Source organism: Piscinibacter sp. PDB5-1 (assembly GCF_056676035.1).
Genome location: NZ_JBWVZL010000002.1, coordinates 457,480 through 478,025, shown reverse-complemented (window position 1 = coordinate 478,025; position 20,546 = coordinate 457,480). Strand labels below are relative to the sequence as shown.

Sequence of the window (20,546 nt, the reverse complement as noted above, 5' to 3'; positions counted from 1 at the left end):
AGGGCACCCGCGCCCGCCGCCTCGCGCCCGCTGCAGAGTCCAGCGGGGGGCGCATGCCGCCGTGCACTTCAGTTCGGCCCGGTGGGTGGGGCCGTCCCGTCGGGGCCGGCTGCGGCCTCGGTTTCCTCGCTGACGAAGTGGGGCGCGGACTGGCCCGGCAGCGGGTAGACGTCGGCCCCATAGGCAGGCCCCTTCATCACGCGCACGATCACGCAGCCGAAGGCGAGCACCAGCACAAAGGTCCAGTAAAAGCCGACCAGGCCGAGCAGCATGTAGTCCCAGCGCTGCACCAGCCGGTCGTCGGCGGCGTCCACGCCGGCCGGTACCGCCCAGTGCAGGGCGAGCGCGACCAACGCGGGCAGCAGCGTGCCCCACAGCCACAGGGCAGGCAGGCGCCGCCAAAGGCGATCTTCAAGCCCGGGCGGGTAGCGGACGGAGCCGCTCAGCTTGCGAAAAGGGTTCATGTGCTGAAGGCGTCGAATTCGAGGCAAGGGCGCCGGAGCGCGCGATGAAATGGCAGCAAGCGGTGTTCCCGAAGCGCTGCGCCAGCCCGCCACCGTAGGGCATCGGCGCGTGGCGTGGCTTGTGCTGTGTCATCCGGCCGCGCAACCGCGCGGCCTGTGCTGCGAACTGCACGCTCACTTGCGCGGCGCGGCCGGTGCCACCTGGTGCTGCGGAGGCCGACCGGGACCCGCCCGCGGCCGACGGCGCCAGCCGCCGATCGCGCCATCGCCACGGCGCGCCGGAAAAGCGCCGCTTCCACCCCGTTCCTTCGGCTCAAGTCTGCGCGGCCGGCCGGAACAATCGCTCCTGTCTCTTGATACCCCTGGCCCCATGCACCCGCTCAACCCCCGAAGCTGCCGCGCACCTCGGCACGAATCAACCCAAATGAAGGCGTTTCTCGCACTTCATTGCGCGACCGTCGGGGCGGCCGGGAACACACACTTCATGCAGTCGTCCGCCCTTTGCGTCGGCTCGATCTTCTGGAGCATCCGATGAACGTCAAACGCTTTACCGCGCGCACCTCGCGCGACGCCCTGACCCTGGTCCGCCAGGCGTTCGGCGAAGACGCCGTCGTGCTCTCGACCAAACCCTGCCCCGAAGGCGTCGAAGTGCTGGCCATGGCGCCAGAGAGCGTGCAGCAGATCGAGCGCCTGTCGGCGTCGTCGATTGCCGGCGCCGCTGCGCGGCCTTCGGCCCCGAGCCAGCCCGCCGCACCGGCTCGCCCGGCGGCCCGCGCCCCGGCCAAGCCCACTGCACGCCAAGCGGCCGCCCCGCAAGCCGCGGCGCCCGCGGCCGACGAGGTGAGCGACGACGTGGCGCGCCTGTCCATGAGCACGCTGTCGTTCCAGGACTATGTGCGCGAGCGCATGCTCAAGCGCCGTCAGGCGGCGATGCGTGCCGAGCAGCAACACCTGGAACCCACGTTCGCCGAAACGCAGCAGCCCGAAGACCTGCCCAGCGCGCTCGAACAGCGCTTGGCTGCCCGCAGCGCCGAACAAGGCCACAAGCCCGCGCTGAGCGTGGTGCCCCCCCCGGCCGTGGCGCGTCGCCAAGCCCATGCCGCGCCGCCCCAGCCCATGCTGCGCGAGCCGCCGGTGCTGCGCGAAGAAGTGCGCACCGCCGAGCCCCTCGGCGCGGCCACCCCGGTGCACGCGCCGGTGCAATCGATGCCTTCGCTGGCCGACGCGCCGCTCGCCGCCAACCTGGCCTCGGCCCGCCGCGACCAGCAAGACATGATGAACGAGCTGCGCTCGATGAAGGGCCTGATCGAAGACCGATTCGGCGCGCTCGCCTTCATGGAAAAGATGCAGCGCAACCCCGCGCAGGCACAGATGACGCAAAAGCTGCTCGACGCCGGCTTCTCGCCCGCGCTGATCCGCAAGCTGGCCGAAAGCCTGCCCGCCGATGTGCCTGACGAAGGCGCTTGGTCGGCCAGCGTGCTCGAGCGCAACCTCATCACCTGCGAGGGCGAGTTGGCCCTCGAGGACCAGGGCGGCGTGTTCGCACTGATCGGCTCGACCGGCGTCGGCAAGACCACCACCACCGCCAAGATCGCCGCCGCCTTCGCGGCCAAGCACGGCGCGGGCAACCTCGGGCTCATCACGCTCGACGCCTACCGCGTGGCCGCGCACGAACAACTGCGCGCCTATGGCCGCATCCTCGGCGTGCCGGTGCACACCGCCCATGACCGCGCCTCGCTCGAAGACCTGCTGGAGCTGCTGTCGGCCAAGAAGATGGTGTTGATCGACACCGCCGGCATGGCGCAGCGCGACACCCGCACCCGCGAGCTGCTCGACATGCTGGCGCACCGCTCGATCCACAAGCTGCTGGTCGTCAACGCCGCGCAGCAGGGCGAGACCATCGAAGACGTGCTCGTCTCGTACCGCGCCGCCGCCTGCCGTGGCATCGTGCTGTCGAAGATGGACGAAGCAGTGAAGCTCGGCCCCGCCCTCGACGCGGTGATTCGCCACCGCCTGAAGGTCGTCGGCGTGGCCAACGGCCAGCGCGTGCCCGAAGACTGGCACCGCCTGTCGGCCCACGCGCTGGTGCACCGCGCGCTGCGCGCCAACACCGGCCCCGCCTACCGCATGGACAGCATCGACGTGAACCTCGTGTTCACGGCCCGCCACCCGGTGCCGCGCGCCCAGCCGCGCGGTGGGGTGTCGTCGCTGCACATCTGACCCGAACACCGACGTTCACGCCGACCGCTTCCCGCCACGCTCGACCTTCGCATCGACGCTTCATGTACGAAGACTTCCAATCATCGTTTCCGGCCGACCAGGCCGACGGCCTGCGCCGCATGTTCGCCCACGCCCGCACGCGCTTCGTGCCGGTGGTGGCGAACCCGAACATGGCCTTCGGCGGCGTGATGCTCGAACGCCTGTGCACCGCCTTCGGTGAGCTCGGCGCGCACGTGTTGGTGGTCGATGCGGCCGACCGCTCGCCCGCGCCGGCCGAGATCGCGCAGATCGACCTGTCCGAATGCATCGAGGCCTTGTCGCCGCAGGTGAGCTACCTCGCCGCCCGGGGCCTGCCGATCCGCCACGTCAACGCGCAGGGCTCGACGTCGGCCTTCCTGCAAGCCGTGGCCGACGCTGCGCCGCACGCCGACGTGGTGCTGGTGCACGCCAACGAGTCGGACCTGTGCCGCCTGTTCATGCGCAGCGAGGCCCGCCCGCTGCTGCTGGCCGACGACCGGCCCGCCAGCGTGACCCATGCTTACGCCGCCATGAAGCTGCTGACGCAACGCGCCGGCCTCGTGGTGTACGACCTGCTGCTGTGCGCCGCGCCGAGCTCGCCGCGCGCCGAGCGCATCGCGATTCAACTGGCCACTTGCGCCGACGACTTCCTGGGCGTCGTGCTGCGCAACTGGCTGCATGTGGACCCGGCGTCCAACGCACGCGATGCGGCCCCCGCCGCGCTGCGTGCCTGGGCGCGCGAGACCCTGCAACCCGATCACGGCCCGATGGGTTCGGCGGCCCTGCCGCTGGCGCAGACAGGCAGCCTGTACCGCCAGGCGCACTGAAGAGATTTCTGGAGCTGACCATGTACACAGCCAAAGGCCAACTCGACATGAACTCGATGCTCAAGCAGTACAGCCCGCTGGTGCGGCGGCTTGCGCATCAGATGATTGCGAAGCTGCCGGCCAACGTCGAGATCGACGACCTGATCCAGGTCGGCATGATCGGGCTGACCGATGCGCTCTCGCGCTTCGACAAGGAGCAGGGGGTGCAGTTCGAGACCTTCGCCACCCAGCGCATCCGCGGCGCCATGCTCGACGAGCTGCGCGGCAACGACTACCTCTCGCGCGGCACCCGCAAGCAGCAGCGCAGCATCGAGTCGGCCGTGCACAAGCTCGAACAAAAGCTCGGCCGTGCGCCGGCCGAGAGCGAGATCGCCCGCGAGATGGGCGTGAGCCTCACCGAATACCAGGAGCTGCTCGGCAAGGTGCGTGGCACCCAGCTCGTGTACCTCGAAGACATGTCAGGCGACGAGGGCGACAGCGACTTCCTCGACCGCCACGTCACCGACGAAGGTGCGAACCCGCTCGCCCAACTGTCGGACCAGCGCATGCGCGAAGCGCTTGTCGAAGGTATCAAGACGCTGCCCGAGCGCGAGCAGTACGTGATGAGCATGTACTACGAGCACGACATGAACCTGAAAGAGATCGCCGCCGTGCTGAAGGTCACCGAGTCGCGGGTGTGCCAGCTGCACAGCCAGTCGATCGCCCGCCTGCGCGTCAAGCTGCGCGAGTGGTAAGCAGCGCGCGAGTGCGTCCGGTGGTGCGATGTTCAAGCTGTTGAAGCGGTCCCAGGCCGTGGTGGCTGCCCCCGTGGCGGCCGAAAAGAAAGAAGAGTCTTCTGCGCAGGCCGCTGGCGACCTGCGCGAAGCGGTCCGCTCGATCGGCCAGCAGGCCTCGACCATGGGGCGCGAAGCGGCCGAGGTGCGCGGTGTCATCGACGACACGCGCAAGAACTCCGAGCGGCAGGCGCAGGCCGTGTCTGACCTCGGCGCGCAACTCAAAGATGTCAACGCCGCGCAAGACGCGATCAGCAGCGTCAACAGCGCCAGCCTGGAAGCCATGTCGCGCGCACGCCGTGCCGTCGAAGACGTCGGCACCGAGGTGTCGGGCATCGTGGACTCGCTGCGCGCCGTGGCCGATGCAGCGACCGAAATCACGCAGATTGCGCTGCAAACGCGGCTCGTGGCCTTCAACGCCTCGGTCGAGGCCAAGCGTGCCGGCGAGGCCGGCCGCGGCTTCGGGGTCGTGGCCGAAGCCGTGCGCGACCTGGCCTCGAAGGTCGAGGGGTCGTCCAAGGCCATCATGGGCACGGTGAAAGAACTCGACAGCCGCATCGAGGCCCTGGCCCGCGAGATTTCTTCGCAAGGCGGTGCCAAGGCGGGGCAGGGCGCGTTCCATCGCGCGCTGGGCGAGGTCGAGGACGGTGTGTCGAGCATCACCGCCGCCGCCGAGAAGAGCCGCGCCATTTGCGCCGGCCTGGACGCGCAGATGTCGTCCATCGAAGCCGAGATGCACGAGACGAGCCGCTCGCTCGACGTGGCCCTCACGCGCAGCGAATCCTTCCTGACCGTCTCGGAGCACCTCATCGAACTGGTGGCGCATTGCGGCATCGAGACCGAAGACACGCCGTTCATCCGCGCGGCCATCGAGGCGGCAGGCCAGATTGCGCAGCTGCTCGAAGACGCATTGCGCACGGGCACCATCTCAGAGGCTGAACTCTTCGACGAGGCCTACCAGCCCATCCCCAACACCAACCCGGCGCAGCACACGACGCGCTTCGTGCCGCTGGCCGACCGGCTCTTTCCGCAGGTGCAAGAGCGTGTGCTCGGTTTCGACAAGCAGGTGGTCTTCTGCATTGCGGTGGACCGCAACGGCTATGTCGCCACGCACAACCAGATCTACTGCAACCCACAGCGCGGCGACCTGGTTTGGGACACGGCCAACAGCCGCTACCGCCGCATCTTCAACGACCGCACCGGCCTCGCCTCGGCCCGCAACACGCGGCCCTTCCTGCTGCAGACCTACCGTCGCGACATGGGCGGCGGCAAGTTCGTGCTGCTGAAAGAAGCCGCCGCGCCCATCACGGTGAATGGCCGCCACTGGGGCGGCTTGCGGGTGGCGTTCAAGTTCTGAGCGCGCGGGCGCTCGCCGGGTGAAGCCGTTCGCCCGGTCGCTACCAGCGCGAGAACGGCACCGCGCCCGGCGGGCAACGCGGCGCATAGCTCAGCGTCACGCGGGGGTTGCCCTTGGCGGCGGCAAAGTCGCGGTCGAAGCCGCATTCCGACAGAAAGTCGCGCAGCGGCGCCAGGGCGTTCTGCCGGCAATACCTCTTTTGATCCACCCGCAGCAGGCATGCGCCTTTCGGCGGCACCGGCGGGTGCTGCGGGTCGAGCGCCGCAAGGCGCGCCAGCATCTTGTCGAACACATCGGGCGCTTGGCCCGCAGGCCCGCCGGGCATCCAGAAACTGCGCTGCCCCGAGACCTGGCTGAACACCAGCAGGCGGTCGCCCACGCGCCCGGGGTCGCCCGCGTAGTTGCAGTTCATGTGGTCGTCGCTCAAGGGCGTGACGATCGGCGCTAGCGCGTACGAAGGGTCGCCCTTCAAGACCCGCAGCGTCTTCATCGTCAGGGTGTGCTTGCGGCCCCGGGGGATCTTTTCGACGTCGAGCCGGGCGACTTCGAGCAAGGCGACGTGCGTGAAGCGCGCAAAGGCGTCCACCGCTTCTTCGTCGAGCGGCGGTTGCTCGTAGTTCGCCGGTCGCCACGGCGGCTGGCAGGCGAAGGCCGGGCCGGCGAGCGCCAGCGTCACCGCCAGGGCGGCCCACGGGCGGGTCGGAAAACCTGTCACGACGCTCAGGGCAGGCATCGGTCGGCGATCAGTACGTGGAAGCGCGGTCGAGATAGAACGTGGCTTCGATGCGCGCCGACACCGGGATCACGCCCGGCTCGATCGCCGCGCCATCGTGGCCCGCGGTGGCCAGTGCCCGTGCGCCTTGCATGGGGTCGTCGCCCTGCATCGCCACCACCGAGTACACGCGCCCGAGGCGCACGTTGAACTGCCGCGCGATGGACGCGGCCTTCTGCTTGGCGTCGTCGATGGCCTTGGCCATGCACGACTGCTCGGCCACGGTGCGGTCACTCAGGCGAGCGGTGACGTGCAGCAGGCGGTCCACCGGCACGGCGAGCAGGCGTTCGGCCAGTGCGTCGAAGGCCCGCGGGTTGCGCAGCTTCAGTTCGACATGGCGCTCGGCTTCGTGGCCGGCGTCGCGGGTCTCGCCGTCGCGGTGTTCGCGGTGCGGGCCGACCGTGAGGTTCGAGGCGCGCACGTCGCGCGGGTCGAGGTCGAACTCGCGGGTGATGTCGATCACACGGGCGGTGCGGGCGTCCACGTCGGCCTTGGCGAGCACGGCCGTGTCGGCCACATGGGTGAGCCAGACGCTGAACTCGATCAGGTCGGGTTCGTATTCGAGCGTGGCTTCGCCGATCACGGTGACGTGTTCGGTGCTGGGCGAGCTGGACTGGCGGCTGTTCATGCGGGTCTCCCTCCGGTTGTTTTTGATTCGCCGTGCAATGTACAAGCCTCGCGCGTCAGATGGCCGCGCACGCCAAGGCCGCAGCCGAGGGGTTGCCAGGCAGCCAGCGATGCACCTGCACGCGCAAGGCCAGGCCCTTGGGCGCATCGACCACCACCACCCCGGCGGGCGCGCGGCGCGCCAGGTTGTCTTGCAGCAGGGCCAGCCCGACGCCGGCTTCGACCAGCCCGAGCGCCACCGAGGGGTCGGCCGCCTCGGCCACCACCCGGGGCGTGAAGCCCGCTTGCCGGCACGCGGCCAGCCACTCGTCGCGCCCGAGCGGCGACACGCTGGCCGGCAGCGTGATGAAGCCTTCGCCGTCGAGCATGGCCGCGCTGGGCCGCTGCCGGGCCAGCGCATGCCCGGCAGGCACGGCCAGGCGCACGGCCTCGTCGGCCAGCAGGGCGCTGCGCAGGCCAGAGCCTTTGGGGGCGGCGCTGTGGGCGAAGCCGAGGTCGATCTCGCCGGCCTGCAGCGCGGCCAGTTGTTCGGCCGAACGCAGGTTGCGCAACTCGATGCGGGTGTCGGGCATCGCCTGCCGCACGGCCTGCAGCGCCGCTTTCAGCACGCCGCAGTGCACAGCGCTTTCGACGAAGCCGATCACCAGCGGCGGCACTTGGCCCCGGGCTTCGTCTTCGAGCCGCCGGGCGTGGTCGAGCAGGCTGCGCGCACGGTCGAGAAACGCGTGCCCCAACGGCGTCAGCTTGAGCCGTTGGCGCGAGCGTGCGAAGAGCGCGACGCCCAGCCGCGCTTCGAGCGCGAGGATCTGCCGGCTCAGCGGCGACTGCGACAGGTGCAGCCGCTCGGCCGCGCGGGCGATGCTTTCGGTTTCGGCCACGGCGACGAAGTAGTGCAGTTGCTGAAGATCGAGCATCAGACCTCCAATGCAATAAGTCTGACGAATTCAGACGTAGACGATCTTATGTGATCGCCTCAGCATGCCGGGCATTTCCACTTCCCACAGGGCTGCACATGGCACTCACCCGATTCGGCTTCATCGTCACCGGCGCCGGGCTCGACGCGCGCACGCACCGGCAGGTGATGGCGTCCGAGGGCTTTCAGATGATTGCGGTCGGCATCTCGCAGCCGGCCGATGCGCTGCCGGTGGCGCGCCGCCTGGTCGAAGACGACGGCATTCAGCTGCTGGAGTTGTGCGGTGGCTTCGGCCCGGTGTGGACGGCGCGGGTGCTCGAGGCCATCGCCCATCGCGTGCCGGTCGGCGCGGTGGCCTACGGGCCCGAGGCCATCGACGCGATGCATGCGCTGTTCAAGCGCTGACGCGCTTTCATGCGCGGCCCACGGGCCGAAGCGGCGCACAAAGGCGCGCGGGCATACTGGCCGCCCACTCGACCGACCCGCACGCACTTGCTGATCTGGCCTCTTCCTGCCTTGCTGACCTGGGCTGCTGCCTGGGCCTTGTTCATGGGGCTGCGCAGTGCCGGTGTCGCGCCATGGTTGGCGCTGGTGCTGCCCACGCTGCTGGGCGCGGTGCTGTCGGTGCTGGGCAGCACGCGCTGGCGGCGGGTGTTCATCGCGCTGGGCTTTCCGCTGTCGGCGCTGGCCTCGGGTTTGGCGGGCGCGCTGCCCGCCTGGGCCTGGCTGCTGCCGCTGGCGGTGCTGCTGGCGCTGTACCCGGTGCACGCGTGGCGCGATGCGCCGGTCTTCCCGACCCCCCGGGGCGCGCTGCGCGGCCTGGACCAACTGCTGCCTTTGCCTCCCGGCGCACGCATCGTGGACGCCGGTTGCGGCCTGGGCGACGGCTTGCGCGAGTTGCGTGCCGTGTACCCCGACGCCCGCCTCGACGGCTGGGAGTGGAGCTGGCCGCTCACGCTGCTGTGCCGCGGGCGCTGCCGGCTGCAGGGGCTGCGCGCCGAGGTGCGCCGGGCCGACATCTGGCGCGCCGACTGGTCGGGACACGACCTCGTCTACCTCTTCCAGCGGCCCGAGAGCATGCCGCGTGCGCTTGAAAAGGCCGACGCTGAGATGAAGCCGGGCAGTTGGCTCGCGAGCCTGGAGTTCGAGGCCACCGGCGCGCAGGCTCAGGCCGTGCACCGTTGCCCGGACGGGCGCTCGGTGTGGCTGTATCAGCTGCCGCTGAAAAAGCGAAAGGCCCCGCAGGGCCTCGTTCGCTGAAGCGGGACGCGCCGAAATTCAGGCTTGAATCGCCCCACCGCGCAGGCCGCCGCGCTCGGCGGTGCCCAGGGCCGAGTAGATGCCGGCCTTGTTGTCGCGCGGCATCAGCACGTCGATGGCGCGGTCGAGGGCGGCGGTGGCGCGGGCCAGCGATTCACGCTGGGCGGCGACCTGGCCGCCGGCGTTCATCAGGCGTTGGCGCAGCGGCGAGGGCACCGGGCCCTTGCGTGCAGCGTGCGTGAACTGATCGACCGCATGCGCGAGCGCACGGTGCAGTTCGGTGGCATGGGTGTCGATGGCGGCGACGTCGCGCGTGCGCAGGGCGTCGCCGAGTGCGGCCAGGTGGGTCTCAACCGCCGCGAGCGTGGTCTCCAGTTCCGGCGTGAGCGCGGGCGTCGGTGTGGCGGGAGACTGCTGCATGAGGAACCAAATAAGTGCAGGGCAAAGGGGCCAAGAAGGGGCACGGGCCGGGCGGCCGGTGAGAGCCGCCCGCGCGGGTCGTCAATGCGAGACCTTGCCCAGCGCTTCTTTGGCGTTGGCGATCAGCCGGTCGGCAATGGCTTCGGCGTTGATCTCGAACTTGCCGTCGGCGATGGCTTGCGTGATGCGTGCCACCTTGTCGGCGTCGAATTCAGCGTTCGAGCCTTCCAGCAAGCTGGTGGCCGTGCTCGACAGGGCGACCTGCGCGCTGGCTTCAAGCGCGCCGGCGTCGGCCGGGGTCGAGGGGGCACCGGGCGTCTTGGCGGCTTCGCCCGCGCCAACTCGGCCGGGTTGGGCCGGGGCGATCGCGGGTTTGTCTGCGGGGTTACCGACTTTCATGATGGACTCCTACGCCCGGGTGAAGCACCTGGGCCTGCAACATGGACGGTGTATCGGCCCGCCCGGCCGAAGACTTTAGAACTTTTTGAGTTGGCGTCTGTTACCGGGTCTGTTCTCACAGCGCGATCTCCACCAAGCGTTCTCCGACCGGCCGGCCGATCACCACACGCCCACTTTCGAGTCGGACGCGAGCCTGCTGGCCCTCGACACCGGAAGTGATCGCTTGGCCACCGCTGGCGATGGCGAAACCCGCGCCCACCGCGCGAATGCGCACCACCTCGCCGGCGGCGAACCACTGGCGCACTTTCAGGTGCATCTCGCGCAGGCCCTCACCCGCAAGCACGGGCCGGGCCAGGGTGCGGCCGACCGGCGGTTCGTCATCGCCCGCCAGTGCGGCGCTCGATTCCGCCGCCAGGTCGATTTCGGCGCGGCGTAGGTCGTCTTGAGCGATCACATGGCCCGCAGGCAGCGCACTGCGCGTCACCCAGGCCGGGCCGAACACGCGCACCGTGGCGGGCAGCGACACATTCCAGCGCTTGGCGCCTTCGGTGCAGCGCAGGCCCACGCGGGTCTTGCCCCAGGGCTTGCTGCCGAAGGGCAGGTAGGGCTGCAGCTGCGCGCAGGCGGCCAAGCGCAGGCGAGGGTCGAGTTGGCCGATTTCGATCACCAGCTTGTGGCCCTCGGCCGCACCGCTGGTGTGCAAGAAGGCACGCAGTTGTTCGGCGGTGGTGACATTCATCACGAACGCATCGGCCGGCGCCGGCTGGGCGAGTGCGAAAGGGGCGCACAGCAACCACGCGGCCAGCGCCGCCAGCAGCGTGAGGCCACTTGAAAGCCGGGTGAATAAAGACTTGTCCACGCTGCCACTGTAGAGAGACATGCCCGAGCGGCAGGCTTTGAATTGACGCGCAAACGCGCCGCTATTCCCCCTAATGTTTTCGAGGGTGCTCAACACAATCCTTCACATCGCCCCATCAGGTCATGCGACCGCGGGGCCCCCGGCAGCGATGCCGACCGATGGAGAGGGATTGCCATCATGTTGAACCGATTGACCCAGACGCTCGACTTCCACGGTGAGGCGCTCAAGCTGCGCTCGGAACGCCAGCGCCTGATCGCCAGCAACATCGCCAATGCCGACACGCCGGGCTACATCGCCCGCGACATGGACTTCACCAAGGCGCTGCAAGAAGCCACCGGTGCGATGGCCCCGCACGCGGCGCTGAAGGCCACGGCCTCGGGCCACATCCCGACCGCGGGCGGCATCGGCGGTGCGCGTGCCGAGCCGAACCTGCTGTATTCGTCGGCCAGCCAGACCAACCTCGACGGCAACTCGGTGGACATGGACCGCGAGCGCGCCGCCTTCGCCGACAACACCGTGCGCTTCGAAGCGACGCTGCGCTTCATCAACGGCAACGTGCGCACGATGCTCGACGCCATCAAGGGCGCGCAGTAAGCGCAGCGCTGAAGGAGCCAATCCATGTCGATGTTCAACGTCTTCAACGTCTCTGGCAGCGCGATCAGCGCGCAGTCGCAGCGGCTCAACGTGGTCGCCTCGAACCTGGCCAACGCCGACACCGTGGCCGGCCCCGACGGCCAGGCCTACAAGGCGCGGCAAGTCACCTTCCAGACGCAGCTCATGGGCGCGGTGGGCGCGGCCGGCGTCACGGTCAGCAACATCAGCGAAAGCCAGACCCCGGGCCGCCGCGTGCACGACCCCAAGCACCCGCAGGCCGACGCCGAGGGCTACGTCACCTTCAGCAACGTCAACGCGGTGGAAGAGATGGTCAACATGATCTCGGCCTCGCGCTCGTACCAGAACAACATCGAAGTCATGAACACGGCCAAGAGCCTGTTGCTCAAGACCTTGCAGATGGGCCAGGGCTGAGTCGCCCTAAGGAACCGCTATGACCACCATCAACAACAGCACGCTGGACAGCATCAACGGCACCAACCTCGCCGGCGGCAAGACGACCACCGCCAACGACGCCGCCTCGGCCGACCGCTTTCTCAAGCTGCTCGTCGCGCAAGTGCAGAACCAGGACCCGCTGAATCCGATGGACAACGCGCAGGTCACCAGCCAGATGGCGCAGATCAACACCGTGACCGGCATCGAAAAGCTCAATACCACGGTGGGCGGTCTGTCGTCGCAGTTCATGCAACTGCAAGCGCTGCAAGGCGCGTCGCTGGTGGGCCACGACGTGGTGGTGCCCGGCGACCGCCTGGCGTTCATCGCCGCCACCGACACGGTGCCTGCCACCGCCACTGGCGGCTTCGAGCTCAGCTCGGCCGCGGACAACGTGACGGTCGAAATCCTGAGCGCCTCGGGCCAGCTGGTGGACACCGTGCAACTGGGCGCCGCCGGTGAAGGCCTGCACGGCTTTGCGTGGCCGTCGGGCAGCCACGCCGCCGACAGCGGCATGAAGTTTCGCGTGATCGCCACGCGCGGCAGCGTGAAGTCGGACGTGACCGAGCTGGTGCGCGACACCGTCAAGGCCGTCAGCACCAAGGGCAACACGCTCAACCTCGAACTCGCCGGCATGGGCACCGTGGCTTACGCAGACGTTCGCTCGTTCAACTGACGCCGCAGACGTTCGTTCACCGACACCTCGCAAACTGATTCACTGAGGACAACCCCATGAGCTTCCAACAAGGTCTTTCCGGTCTCAACGCCACGGCCAAGAACCTCGACGTCATCGGCAACAACGTCGCCAACTCGAACACCTTCGGGGCCAAGGCCTCGCGCGCCGAGTTCGCCGACATGTACGCCAACGCGATGAACGGCACCGGCGCGAGCGCAGTGGGCATCGGCGTGACGGTGGCGGCGGTGGCGCAGCAGTTCTCGCAGGGCAACATCACCACCACGGCCAACTCGCTCGACCTCGCCATCAACGGCGCGGGCTTCTTCCAGGTGAGCGACGGCACCAACCCGACCATGTACACCCGCAACGGCCAGTTCAAGCTGGACCGCGAGGGCTACCTCATCAACAACCAGCTGCAGCAGCTGATGGGCTACACGGCCGATGCGCAGGGCGTCATCCAGCCCGGTCAGGCCGTGCCGCTGCGCCTGCCCACCGCCGGCATCGAGCCCAATGCGACCACCGAGGTCAACATGGAACTGAACCTCGATTCGCGCGCGCAGGTCACCTTGCCGACCTCCGGTCCGCAGATCGACTTCAACGACCCGACCACGTACAACAACGCCACGTCGGTGACGGTGTACGACCAGCGGGGCCAGAACGTGGCGCTGACTTACTACTTCCAGAAGTCGGCCACCGACGAGTGGAACGTCTACATCGCAGCCAACGGCCAGTCGATCCTCGATGACGGCGGCACGCCGCCGATCCCGCAGCCGGTGGTCGCGGGCATGACCTTCGACGACACCGGGGCCGCGCCCACCGCGCCGGTCTTCCCGATGACCTTCACCGTGCCTGCGAGCACCGTGGTCCCGCTCGAAATCGCCGACATCGAACTCGACTTCTCGACCGCCACGCAATACGGCGCCGGCTTCGGCGTGACCGACCTGTCGCAGGACGGCTATGCGCCGGGCCAGCTGTCGGGCCTGGTGGTCGAGCGCGACGGCATCGTGATGGCGCGCTACTCGAACGGCCAGAGCCGCCCGGCCGGCCAGATCGAACTGGCGAACTTCCGCAACCCGCAGGGCCTGCAGCCGATGGGCGGCAACGCCTGGGCGCGCACCTATGCCTCGGGCGAACCGGTGCTGGGCACGCCCTCGCAAGGGAACATGGGCGTGCTGCAAGCCGGCGCGCTGGAAGAGTCGAACGTGGACCTGACCGCCGAGCTGGTGGCCATGATGGTCGCCCAGCGCATCTACCAGGCCAACTCGCAGACCATCAAGACGCAGGACCAGGTGATGCAGACCCTGGTCAACATGCGCTGATCTGACTGACTGAGGCACCCATGCTGAGCCAACGTCACCGGGCCGCCGCGCCGGGCCGCCCCAAGCAAGGCCCGACCCTCTCGGAGGGGCGTTCGACGTACTCGGCGAACGGGGAGTCCACATGGACCGCATGATTTACCTCTCGATGTCGGGGGCGAAAGCCACCATGCAGCGGCAAGACGTGCTCGCCAACAACCTGGCGAACGTGTCCACCCCCGGCTTTCGGGCCGAGCTGCAGGCGTTTCGCGCGGTGCCGGTCAACGGCAGCGGCGCGAGCACGCGCGTGTACTCGCTCGAAACCACCACCGGCTACGACGCGACGCCCGGGGTCATCACCAACACCGGCCGCAGCCTCGACGTGGCGGTCAAGGGCAACAGCTGGCTCGCCGTGCAATCGCTCGACGGCACCGAGGCCTACACGCGCGGCGGCTCGCTCGACATCAACGCCGACGGCACGCTCGTGACGCGCAGCGGCCTGCCGGTGATGGGCGACGGCGGCCCGGTGCAGGTGCCGGCCAACGCGACCGTGAGCATCGGTGCCGACGGCACCATCGCCGCGCGCGGTGCCGACGGCCGCAGCACCAACGTCGGTCGCCTGAAGATCGTCACGCCCGAAGCGCCCTTGCAGCGTGGCGACGACGGCCTGTTTCGCAGCGCCGACGGGAACGACCTCGAAGCCGATGCCGCGGCCCGCGTGCAAGAGGGCGCGCTCGAAGGCTCGAACGTCAGCGCCGTCGAGACCATGGTCTCGATGATCGCCGCCGCCCGCCAATTCGAGTCGCAGATGAAGATGCTGCAGACCGCCGAAGCGGATGAACGTGCGGCCTCGCAACTGCTGTCCAACGCAGCCAACCGCTAAGAAGGCATGAATAAACCTACTGCGCGTCTCGATCTTGCGCCTGCGCTCCTCGCCGTACGCCTGTACGGCTGCGCTGCTCGCCGCAACCTCGAAGCGCTCGCTACGGTTTCTTCATACCTTCTGTTTTGAGTCGAAGGAGAAAACACCATGATGCGTTCCCTGTGGATTGCCAAGACCGGCATGGAGGCTCAGCAGACCCAGCTGGACCACATCTCGCACAACCTCGCCAACTCGGCGACCAACGGCTACAAGAAGTCGCATGCGGTCTTCGAAGACCTCATGTACCAGAACCTGCGGCAGGCCGGCGCGGCCAACACCGAGCAGACCACGCTGCCCACCGGCCTGCAGGTCGGCCTGGGCACGCGCGCGGTGGCCACCTCGCGCAGCTTCACGCAGGGCAACATGCAGCAGACGGGCAACTCGCTCGATGTGGCGATCCGCGGCAACGGCTTCTTCGAAATTCAAATGCCCGATGGCACGGCCGCCTACACCCGCGACGGCACTTTCCAGGTCAACGCGCAAGGCCAGCTCGTCACGAACAACGGCATGCCGGTGCAGCCGGGCATCACCATTCCGGCCAACGCGCTGAGCGTGACCATCGGCGCCGACGGCACGGTGAGCGTCACACAGTCGGGCCAGGCGCAGCCGACGGTGGTCGGGCAGTTGCAACTGACCAACTTCGTGAACCCGGCCGGCCTCGACCCCAAGGGCCAGAACCTCTACACCGAGACCGCGGCCTCGGGCACGCCCACCACCGGCGCACCCGATGCGGCCGGCCTGGGTGCGCTGCAGCAGGGATTCGTCGAGACCTCGAACGTGAACGTGGTCGAAGAGCTGGTCGGGATGATCCAGACCCAGCGCGCCTACGAACTCAACTCCAAGGCCATCCAGACCTCGGACCAGATGCTGCAGCGCCTGACGCAGCTCTGACCACCTCTTTCTGCGAGACCCCGCCATGAACGCCCTTCGCCTCGTCGCCGCCGCCTGCACCTTGCTGGCCGGTGGCTGCAGCACGCTCTACCCGCTGCCCAAGGTGGACGTGGCCCCCACCACTCAGGTGCGGCCGCAACCCGCGCCCGTGCCGGTGGTCGCCAACGGGTCGATCTTCCAGGCGGCGCAGTACCGCCCGCTGTTCGAAGACCACCGGGCGCGCCTGGTCGGCGACACCGTCACGGTGCAGATCGTCGAGAAGGTCAGCGCCAGCCAGAAGAGCACCAGCTCGATCGACAAGGGCGGCGCGGTCGAGGGCAGCATCTCGGCGCTGCCGCTGATCAACCCGAATTCGTTCGCCCGTGCCAGCGTGTCGGGCGCGATGACCAACACCTTCGCCGGCAAGGGCAGCACCGAGAACACCAACGACTTCTCGGGCACCATCACCGCGACCGTCACCGACGTGCTGGCCAACGGCCACCTCGTCATCACCGGCGAAAAGCAGATCGGCGTGAACCACAACGTGGACGTGCTGCGCTTTTCGGGCCAGGTCGACCCGCGCTCCATCCAGCCGGGCAACAGCGTCGCCTCGGCGCAGATCGCCAACGTGCGCATCGAGCACCGCGGGCGTGGCGCCCAGGCCGATGCAAACGGAATAGGGTGGCTGGGGCGCTTCTTTTTGAACGTTTTGCCCCTTTAAGTTTCTTGAGAATCGGTCGTACGGGGCTGCCTTCTTCCAGGCCCGTCCCAGCGAGGTACGACCCATGCAATCCCACTTTCTCGACAAGCTGCTGCGGGCCCTGATCGGTCTGACCTTTCTCGCCGCCAGCGCCGCGCTGTGGTGGCCCTGGCCGGCGCAGGCTGCGCGCATCAAGGAAGTGGCGTCGGTGCAAGGCGTGCGCGCCAACCAACTGGTGGGTTACGGCCTCGTCGTGGGCCTCGACGGCACCGGCGACCAGACCACCTCGGCCCCCTTCACCGCGCAGAGCCTCAACGCGATGCTGCAGCAGATGGGCGTGACCGTGCCGCCCGGCACCAACATGCAGATCAAGAACGTGGCGGCCGTGATGGTCACCGCGCAACTGCCGGCCTTCGCCCAGCCCGGCCAGACCATCGACGTGAACGTCTCGTCGCTCGCCAATGCCAAGTCGCTGCGCGGCGGCATGCTGATCGCCACGCCGCTCAAAGGCGCCGACGGGCAGGTCTACGCACTCGCGCAGGGCAGCCTGATCGTCGGCGGCGCCGGTGCCTCGGCCGGCGGCTCGAAGGTGCAGATCAACCACCTGAGCGCCGGGCGCATCCCCGAAGGCGCGACGGTCGAACGCTCGGTGGCATCGCCGCTGAACCAGGGCGAGTTCGTGCAGCTCGACCTGAACGCGACCGACTACAACACCGCACGCGAAGTGGCGCGCGCCATCAACAAGAAGATGGGCGAACTGGTGGCCCAGCCGCTCAACGGCCGCGTGGTGCGCGTGCGCATGCCCACCCAGCCCGAGGCCCGCGTGGGCTTTCTCGCCGACATCGAAAACCTGCAGCTTGACCTGGCCGCGCCTGCCGCCAAGGTGGTGATCAACGCGCGCACCGGCTCGATCGTGATGAACCAGGCCGTGACGCTCGGCCCCTGTGCGGTCGCGCACGGCAACCTGTCGGTCACGATCAACTCGACCCCGGTCATCAGCCAGCCCGGCCCCTTGTCGGGCGGGCAGACGGTGACCCGGGAAAAGGCCGACATCACGATTCGCCAGGAGCCCGGCTCGCTGATCCAGATGCCGGCGAGCACGCAGCTCGCCGACGTGGTGAAAGCGCTGAGCGCGCTCGGCGCGACGCCCCAGGATCTGCTCGCGATCTTGCAGGCGATGAAAAGTGCGGGCGCTCTCAATGCGGAAATCGAGGTAATTTGAGATGGCTGCAATTCCGACCCCTGGGCTGAACAGCCTCGCCGCGCTGCGGCAGACCGCTGGCAGCGACCCCAAGGCCGCCGTCAAAGAGGCGGCCAAGCAGTTCGAGACGCTCTTCATGCAAGAGCTGATGAAGAGCATGCGCGAGTCGTCGATGTCGTCGGGCCTGTTCGACAACTCGGGCACGAAGATGGGTACCGAGATGCTCGACACGCAGTACGCGACCCAGATGTCGGGCCTGCGGGGCGGCCTCGGCGACATGCTCGCCCGCCAACTCGACCGCCAACTGGGCGAACCGCTGGCCAACATGGCAAGCGACGCCGCCCGCGAGGCCGGCCGCAAGGAACTGCGCCCCGTGCCGCAGGGCAAAGAGCGTCAGGTGGACTTTCTGCGCGAGCACGACGACGCGGCCCGTGCCGCCGAAGGCGCGACCGGCATACCGGCCAGCTTCATGATCGCGCAGGCCGCGCACGAGTCGGGCTGGGGCCGCCGCGAGATTCGCCACCCCGACGGCAGCAACTCGTTCAACCTCTTCGGCATCAAGGCCGGGCCGGGCTGGAAGGGGCCGGTGGCGACCATCACCACCACCGAATACATCAACGGCCAGCCGCGCAAGGTAACGGCCAAGTTCCGCGCGTATTCGAGCTACGAAGAGTCGTTCAAAGACTACGCGCAGATGATGAAGAACAGCCCGCGCTACTCGAAGGTGGTGGCCAAGGCCGACACCGCGCAAGAGTTCGCGCAAGGGCTGCAGAAGGCCGGCTACGCCACCGACCCGGCGTATGCGAAAAAGCTCACGCAGATGATCAACCAGACGTTGCGCCTGCAACGCGCCTACACCTGACCGGGTGCGGAAGACGGAGACTGATGCATGGCCGCTTCCACCTTGATGTCGCTCGGCACCCGAGCGATGTTCGCCAACTACACGGCGCTGCACACCGTCGGTCACAACATCTCGAACGCCAACACGCCGGGGTATTCGCGGCAGAGCGTCGACCTGCAGACCTCGGGTGGGCAGTTCACCGGCGCGGGTTATTTCGGCCGCGGCGTGGACGTGACCACCGTCGCGCGCGCGCACGATGCCTTCCTCACGAAAGAGGCCGCACTGTCGCGGTCGTTCGCCGCCACCGACTCGGCGCGCCTGTCGCAGCTGCAGCAGCTCGAAAAGGTCTTCCAGACGGGCGAGGCCGGTCTGGGCTACGCGTCGGGGCAGCTGCTGAATTCGTTCGTCGACGTGGCCAGCCGGCCGGCCGATGCGTCGGCGCGGCAGGTGGTGCTGGCACGCGCTGAAGAGGTCGCATCGCGGTTCCGCGCCGCCTCTGACCAACTGAGCGTGCTGCAGAACGGCGTCACGCAAGACCTGAAGAACTCGATCCTCGCCGTCAACGACCTCGCGTCGCAGGTGGCCGAGATCAACGGCCGCATCGCCGAGGCGCGTGGCGCCGGCCATGCGCCGAACGACCTGCTCGACCAGCGCGACCAACTGGTGTCCGAGATCAGCGAGTACCTGCCGATCAGCTCGGTCTTCTCGGAAGACGGCGCGCAGAACCTCTTCGTCGGCGGCGGCCAGGTGCTGGTGCTCGGCGCGCGCTCGACGACGCTGGCCGCGGTGCAAGACCCGTACAACCCGACCCAGGTGCGCGTGGGCGTGCAAGACCCGACCGGCACGCGGATCATTCCGCAAGACACCATCGGTGCCGGGTCTCTCGCCGGGCTTCTTCGCTTTCAAGACAGCGACCTGCGCGACGCGCGCAACCTGATCGGCCAGATGGCTTCGGCGCTGGCTTATGCGGTCAACGGCCAGCAGGCGCTGGGCATCGACCTCGGCAACCCGCCCACGGCCGGCGCGCCCATCTTCGCCCTCGGCCAGCCGCGTGTGGCCACTTCGTCCACCAACTCGGGCGATGCCAGCTTCTCGATGACGGTGAGCAACGCTGTCGAACTGCAGGCCAGCGACTATGAGCTGCGCTTCAACGGCACCGACTTCACGCTGACCCGCCTGTCTGACGAGCAGGCGGTGCCGGGCAGCCCGTTCTCTGCCGCGCAGTTGTCGGCCGGCGTGGTGGTCGATGGCGTGACGCTCACGCTAAACGCCGGCACCGCCAACGCGGGCGACCGCTTTCTGCTGCAGCCCGTGGGTGCGGCTGCGGCCGGCATGACACGCGCGTTGACCAACCCCCGGGGCATTGCCGCCGCGTCGCCGGTGACGGCCACCGTGCCAAACGCCAACCGGGGCACGGCCGCCATCGCTTCGATCAGTGCGACGACGACCACGCCGAACCCTGTGTTGAGCAGCACGCAAAGCATCACGCTGCGCTTCACCTCGGCGACCGACTACGACGTCGAGCTGGTGGACAGCAGCACCACGCCCGCGAGTTCGAGCGTCATCGGCACCGGCACCTGGACGCCAGGGCAGCCGATCCGCCTGTCCGACACCGCCGGCCTGGACGGCTGGGAGATCAACCTCACCGGCGTGCCGCGCGGCCCCGAGACGGTGAATGGGCAGGCGCTGCCCGGAGACACGATCTCGGTGCAGGCGACGCTGTACCCCGAGTCGAACAACAACAACGCACTGGTGCTGGCCGACCTGGCCACGCGGCGTCTGGTGGGCCAGCAGACCCTGGCGGACGGCACCGTGATGTCGGGCGTCAACATCACCGACGCCTACGCCAACGCGATGGCCACCATCGGCCTGCGCGTGCAGACGACGCGGGCCGCCTCCGACATGTCCACCGCGGTGGCCGAAAACGCCGAGGCCGAGCGCGCCAACAAGGCGGGCGTCAACCTCGATGAAGAGGCGGCGCGCCTGATGCAGTTCCAGCAGAGCTACCAGGCTGCCGCGAAGATGTTGCAGGTCGCGCAGTCGATCTTCGACACCTTGCTCGACGTGGCCGGCAATTGATTGAAGAGT

At 68.5% G+C, this 20,546-nt stretch carries 23 protein-coding genes; 16 read left to right on the top strand and 7 right to left on the bottom strand.

Features of this window, described 5'->3' with window-relative positions:
* Window positions 1–68: 68 nt before the first annotated feature.
* Complete coding sequence (locus AC1KAT_RS09535) at window positions 69–464, bottom strand: hypothetical protein (RefSeq protein ID WP_480325168.1); 396 nt, start codon at window positions 462–464, stop codon at window positions 69–71.
* 531 nt (window positions 465–995) lie between these two features.
* On the opposite strand from AC1KAT_RS09535, the gene flhF reads away from it, so the two are divergent.
* From flhF to AC1KAT_RS09515, 4 genes are all read left to right on the top strand, one after another.
* Window positions 996–2,684 carry a flagellar biosynthesis GTPase FlhF gene (gene flhF / locus AC1KAT_RS09530; RefSeq protein WP_480325166.1) on the top strand — a complete coding sequence of 563 codons (1,689 nt, stop codon included), beginning with the start codon at window positions 996–998 and terminating at the stop codon, window positions 2,682–2,684.
* A 62-nt stretch (window positions 2,685–2,746) separates the two neighbouring features.
* Entirely contained in the window at window positions 2,747–3,529 is a 783-nt protein-coding gene (locus AC1KAT_RS09525) for a MinD/ParA family ATP-binding protein (RefSeq protein ID WP_480325164.1), read from the top strand.
* Between the two features lie 20 nt (window positions 3,530–3,549).
* Window positions 3,550–4,263 (top strand): RNA polymerase sigma factor FliA, encoded by a 714-nt coding sequence (locus tag AC1KAT_RS09520; RefSeq protein ID WP_480325162.1) that lies wholly within the window; start codon window positions 3,550–3,552, stop codon window positions 4,261–4,263.
* 28 nt (window positions 4,264–4,291) lie between these two features.
* Entirely contained in the window at window positions 4,292–5,659 is a 1,368-nt protein-coding gene (locus tag AC1KAT_RS09515) for a methyl-accepting chemotaxis protein (protein WP_480325160.1), read from the top strand.
* Window positions 5,660–5,699: 40 nt separating this feature from the next.
* On the opposite strand, the gene AC1KAT_RS09510 is transcribed toward AC1KAT_RS09515, so the two are convergent.
* Genes AC1KAT_RS09510 through AC1KAT_RS09500 form a run of 3 tightly spaced genes read right to left on the bottom strand, consistent with a single transcriptional unit; the run spans window position 5,700 to window position 7,972 of the window.
* Window positions 5,700–6,392 carry a hypothetical protein gene (locus AC1KAT_RS09510; RefSeq protein WP_480325158.1) on the bottom strand — a complete coding sequence of 231 codons (693 nt, stop codon included), beginning with the start codon at window positions 6,390–6,392 and terminating at the stop codon, window positions 5,700–5,702.
* Between the two features lie 10 nt (window positions 6,393–6,402).
* Window positions 6,403–7,059 carry an SIMPL domain-containing protein gene (locus AC1KAT_RS09505; RefSeq protein ID WP_480325156.1) on the bottom strand — a complete coding sequence of 219 codons (657 nt, stop codon included), beginning with the start codon at window positions 7,057–7,059 and terminating at the stop codon, window positions 6,403–6,405.
* Window positions 7,060–7,114: 55 nt separating this feature from the next.
* Window positions 7,115–7,972, bottom strand: a complete 858-nt coding sequence (locus AC1KAT_RS09500; protein ID WP_480325154.1) for a LysR substrate-binding domain-containing protein — start codon at window positions 7,970–7,972, stop codon at window positions 7,115–7,117.
* A gap of 98 nt (window positions 7,973–8,070) precedes the next feature.
* Between AC1KAT_RS09500 and AC1KAT_RS09495 the strand changes: the two genes are divergently transcribed.
* Window positions 8,071–8,376: a DUF6506 family protein gene (locus AC1KAT_RS09495; RefSeq protein WP_480325152.1), complete on the top strand. Its 306-nt coding sequence runs from the start codon at window positions 8,071–8,073 to the stop codon at window positions 8,374–8,376.
* Between the two features lie 87 nt (window positions 8,377–8,463).
* Entirely contained in the window at window positions 8,464–9,231 is a 768-nt protein-coding gene (locus AC1KAT_RS09490; RefSeq protein ID WP_480325150.1) for a class I SAM-dependent methyltransferase, read from the top strand.
* 18 nt (window positions 9,232–9,249) lie between these two features.
* On the opposite strand, the gene AC1KAT_RS09485 is transcribed toward AC1KAT_RS09490, so the two are convergent.
* From AC1KAT_RS09485 to flgA, 3 genes are all read right to left on the bottom strand, one after another.
* Window positions 9,250–9,651, bottom strand: a complete 402-nt coding sequence (locus AC1KAT_RS09485) for a hypothetical protein (RefSeq protein ID WP_480325148.1) — start codon at window positions 9,649–9,651, stop codon at window positions 9,250–9,252.
* Window positions 9,652–9,732: 81 nt separating this feature from the next.
* The gene (gene flgM / locus AC1KAT_RS09480; RefSeq protein ID WP_480325146.1) at window positions 9,733–10,050 is read right to left on the bottom strand and encodes a flagellar biosynthesis anti-sigma factor FlgM; all 318 of its coding nucleotides are present in this window, start codon (window positions 10,048–10,050) and stop codon (window positions 9,733–9,735) included.
* A gap of 115 nt (window positions 10,051–10,165) precedes the next feature.
* Window positions 10,166–10,909 carry a flagellar basal body P-ring formation chaperone FlgA gene (gene flgA / locus AC1KAT_RS09475; protein ID WP_480325144.1) on the bottom strand — a complete coding sequence of 248 codons (744 nt, stop codon included), beginning with the start codon at window positions 10,907–10,909 and terminating at the stop codon, window positions 10,166–10,168.
* A gap of 177 nt (window positions 10,910–11,086) precedes the next feature.
* Between flgA and flgB the strand changes: the two genes are divergently transcribed.
* From flgB to flgK, 10 genes are all read left to right on the top strand, one after another.
* A complete protein-coding gene (gene flgB, locus AC1KAT_RS09470; protein WP_480325142.1) occupies window positions 11,087–11,503 on the top strand; it encodes a flagellar basal body rod protein FlgB in 417 nt (138 codons plus the stop codon).
* Between the two features lie 24 nt (window positions 11,504–11,527).
* Window positions 11,528–11,935 (top strand): flagellar basal body rod protein FlgC, encoded by a 408-nt coding sequence (gene flgC, locus AC1KAT_RS09465; protein ID WP_480325140.1) that lies wholly within the window; start codon window positions 11,528–11,530, stop codon window positions 11,933–11,935.
* Window positions 11,936–11,954: 19 nt separating this feature from the next.
* Window positions 11,955–12,629, top strand: coding sequence for a flagellar hook assembly protein FlgD (locus AC1KAT_RS09460; RefSeq protein ID WP_480325138.1), 675 nt, complete (start codon window positions 11,955–11,957; stop codon window positions 12,627–12,629).
* 56 nt (window positions 12,630–12,685) lie between these two features.
* On the top strand, window positions 12,686–13,948 hold the full coding sequence (flgE, locus tag AC1KAT_RS09455) for a flagellar hook protein FlgE (RefSeq protein WP_480325136.1): 1,263 nt from the start codon (window positions 12,686–12,688) through the stop codon (window positions 13,946–13,948).
* Window positions 13,949–14,069: 121 nt separating this feature from the next.
* On the top strand, window positions 14,070–14,807 hold the full coding sequence (gene flgF / locus AC1KAT_RS09450) for a flagellar basal-body rod protein FlgF (protein ID WP_480325134.1): 738 nt from the start codon (window positions 14,070–14,072) through the stop codon (window positions 14,805–14,807).
* A gap of 147 nt (window positions 14,808–14,954) precedes the next feature.
* On the top strand, window positions 14,955–15,737 hold the full coding sequence (gene flgG / locus AC1KAT_RS09445) for a flagellar basal-body rod protein FlgG (RefSeq protein ID WP_480325132.1): 783 nt from the start codon (window positions 14,955–14,957) through the stop codon (window positions 15,735–15,737).
* A gap of 25 nt (window positions 15,738–15,762) precedes the next feature.
* Window positions 15,763–16,437, top strand: a complete 675-nt coding sequence (locus AC1KAT_RS09440; protein WP_480325130.1) for a flagellar basal body L-ring protein FlgH — start codon at window positions 15,763–15,765, stop codon at window positions 16,435–16,437.
* Window positions 16,438–16,501: 64 nt separating this feature from the next.
* Window positions 16,502–17,638, top strand: coding sequence for a flagellar basal body P-ring protein FlgI (locus AC1KAT_RS09435; RefSeq protein WP_480325128.1), 1,137 nt, complete (start codon window positions 16,502–16,504; stop codon window positions 17,636–17,638).
* A gap of 1 nt (window position 17,639) precedes the next feature.
* Complete coding sequence (gene flgJ, locus AC1KAT_RS09430; RefSeq protein ID WP_480325126.1) at window positions 17,640–18,479, top strand: flagellar assembly peptidoglycan hydrolase FlgJ; 840 nt, start codon at window positions 17,640–17,642, stop codon at window positions 18,477–18,479.
* A 27-nt stretch (window positions 18,480–18,506) separates the two neighbouring features.
* Window positions 18,507–20,537, top strand: a complete 2,031-nt coding sequence (flgK, locus tag AC1KAT_RS09425) for a flagellar hook-associated protein FlgK (protein WP_480325124.1) — start codon at window positions 18,507–18,509, stop codon at window positions 20,535–20,537.
* Window positions 20,538–20,546: the final 9 nt, after the last annotated feature.

Excerpts from the sequence above, each read along its gene's own strand:
- AC1KAT_RS09485 (WP_480325148.1), bottom strand. The coding sequence starts at position 9,651 with ATGCAGCAGTCTCCCGCCACACCGACGCCCGCGCTCACGCCGGAACTG.
- AC1KAT_RS09515 (WP_480325160.1), top strand. The coding sequence starts at position 4,292 with ATGTTCAAGCTGTTGAAGCGGTCCCAGGCCGTGGTGGCTGCCCCCGTG.
- AC1KAT_RS09440 (WP_480325130.1), top strand. The coding sequence starts at position 15,763 with ATGAACGCCCTTCGCCTCGTCGCCGCCGCCTGCACCTTGCTGGCCGGT.
- flgC (WP_480325140.1), top strand. The coding sequence starts at position 11,528 with ATGTCGATGTTCAACGTCTTCAACGTCTCTGGCAGCGCGATCAGCGCG.
- flgB (WP_480325142.1), top strand. The coding sequence starts at position 11,087 with ATGTTGAACCGATTGACCCAGACGCTCGACTTCCACGGTGAGGCGCTC.
- AC1KAT_RS09535 (WP_480325168.1), bottom strand. The coding sequence starts at position 464 with ATGAACCCTTTTCGCAAGCTGAGCGGCTCCGTCCGCTACCCGCCCGGG.
- flgE (WP_480325136.1), top strand. The coding sequence starts at position 12,686 with ATGAGCTTCCAACAAGGTCTTTCCGGTCTCAACGCCACGGCCAAGAAC.
- flgJ (WP_480325126.1), top strand. The coding sequence starts at position 17,640 with ATGGCTGCAATTCCGACCCCTGGGCTGAACAGCCTCGCCGCGCTGCGG.
- flgG (WP_480325132.1), top strand. The coding sequence starts at position 14,955 with ATGATGCGTTCCCTGTGGATTGCCAAGACCGGCATGGAGGCTCAGCAG.
- AC1KAT_RS09435 (WP_480325128.1), top strand. The coding sequence starts at position 16,502 with ATGCAATCCCACTTTCTCGACAAGCTGCTGCGGGCCCTGATCGGTCTG.
- flgF (WP_480325134.1), top strand. The coding sequence starts at position 14,070 with ATGGACCGCATGATTTACCTCTCGATGTCGGGGGCGAAAGCCACCATG.
- AC1KAT_RS09500 (WP_480325154.1), bottom strand. The coding sequence starts at position 7,972 with ATGCTCGATCTTCAGCAACTGCACTACTTCGTCGCCGTGGCCGAAACC.
- AC1KAT_RS09460 (WP_480325138.1), top strand. The coding sequence starts at position 11,955 with ATGACCACCATCAACAACAGCACGCTGGACAGCATCAACGGCACCAAC.
- flgK (WP_480325124.1), top strand. The coding sequence starts at position 18,507 with ATGGCCGCTTCCACCTTGATGTCGCTCGGCACCCGAGCGATGTTCGCC.
- flhF (WP_480325166.1), top strand. The coding sequence starts at position 996 with ATGAACGTCAAACGCTTTACCGCGCGCACCTCGCGCGACGCCCTGACC.
- AC1KAT_RS09505 (WP_480325156.1), bottom strand. The coding sequence starts at position 7,059 with ATGAACAGCCGCCAGTCCAGCTCGCCCAGCACCGAACACGTCACCGTG.
- AC1KAT_RS09495 (WP_480325152.1), top strand. The coding sequence starts at position 8,071 with ATGGCACTCACCCGATTCGGCTTCATCGTCACCGGCGCCGGGCTCGAC.
- flgM (WP_480325146.1), bottom strand. The coding sequence starts at position 10,050 with ATGAAAGTCGGTAACCCCGCAGACAAACCCGCGATCGCCCCGGCCCAA.
- AC1KAT_RS09510 (WP_480325158.1), bottom strand. The coding sequence starts at position 6,392 with ATGCCTGCCCTGAGCGTCGTGACAGGTTTTCCGACCCGCCCGTGGGCC.
- AC1KAT_RS09520 (WP_480325162.1), top strand. The coding sequence starts at position 3,550 with ATGTACACAGCCAAAGGCCAACTCGACATGAACTCGATGCTCAAGCAG.
- AC1KAT_RS09525 (WP_480325164.1), top strand. The coding sequence starts at position 2,747 with ATGTACGAAGACTTCCAATCATCGTTTCCGGCCGACCAGGCCGACGGC.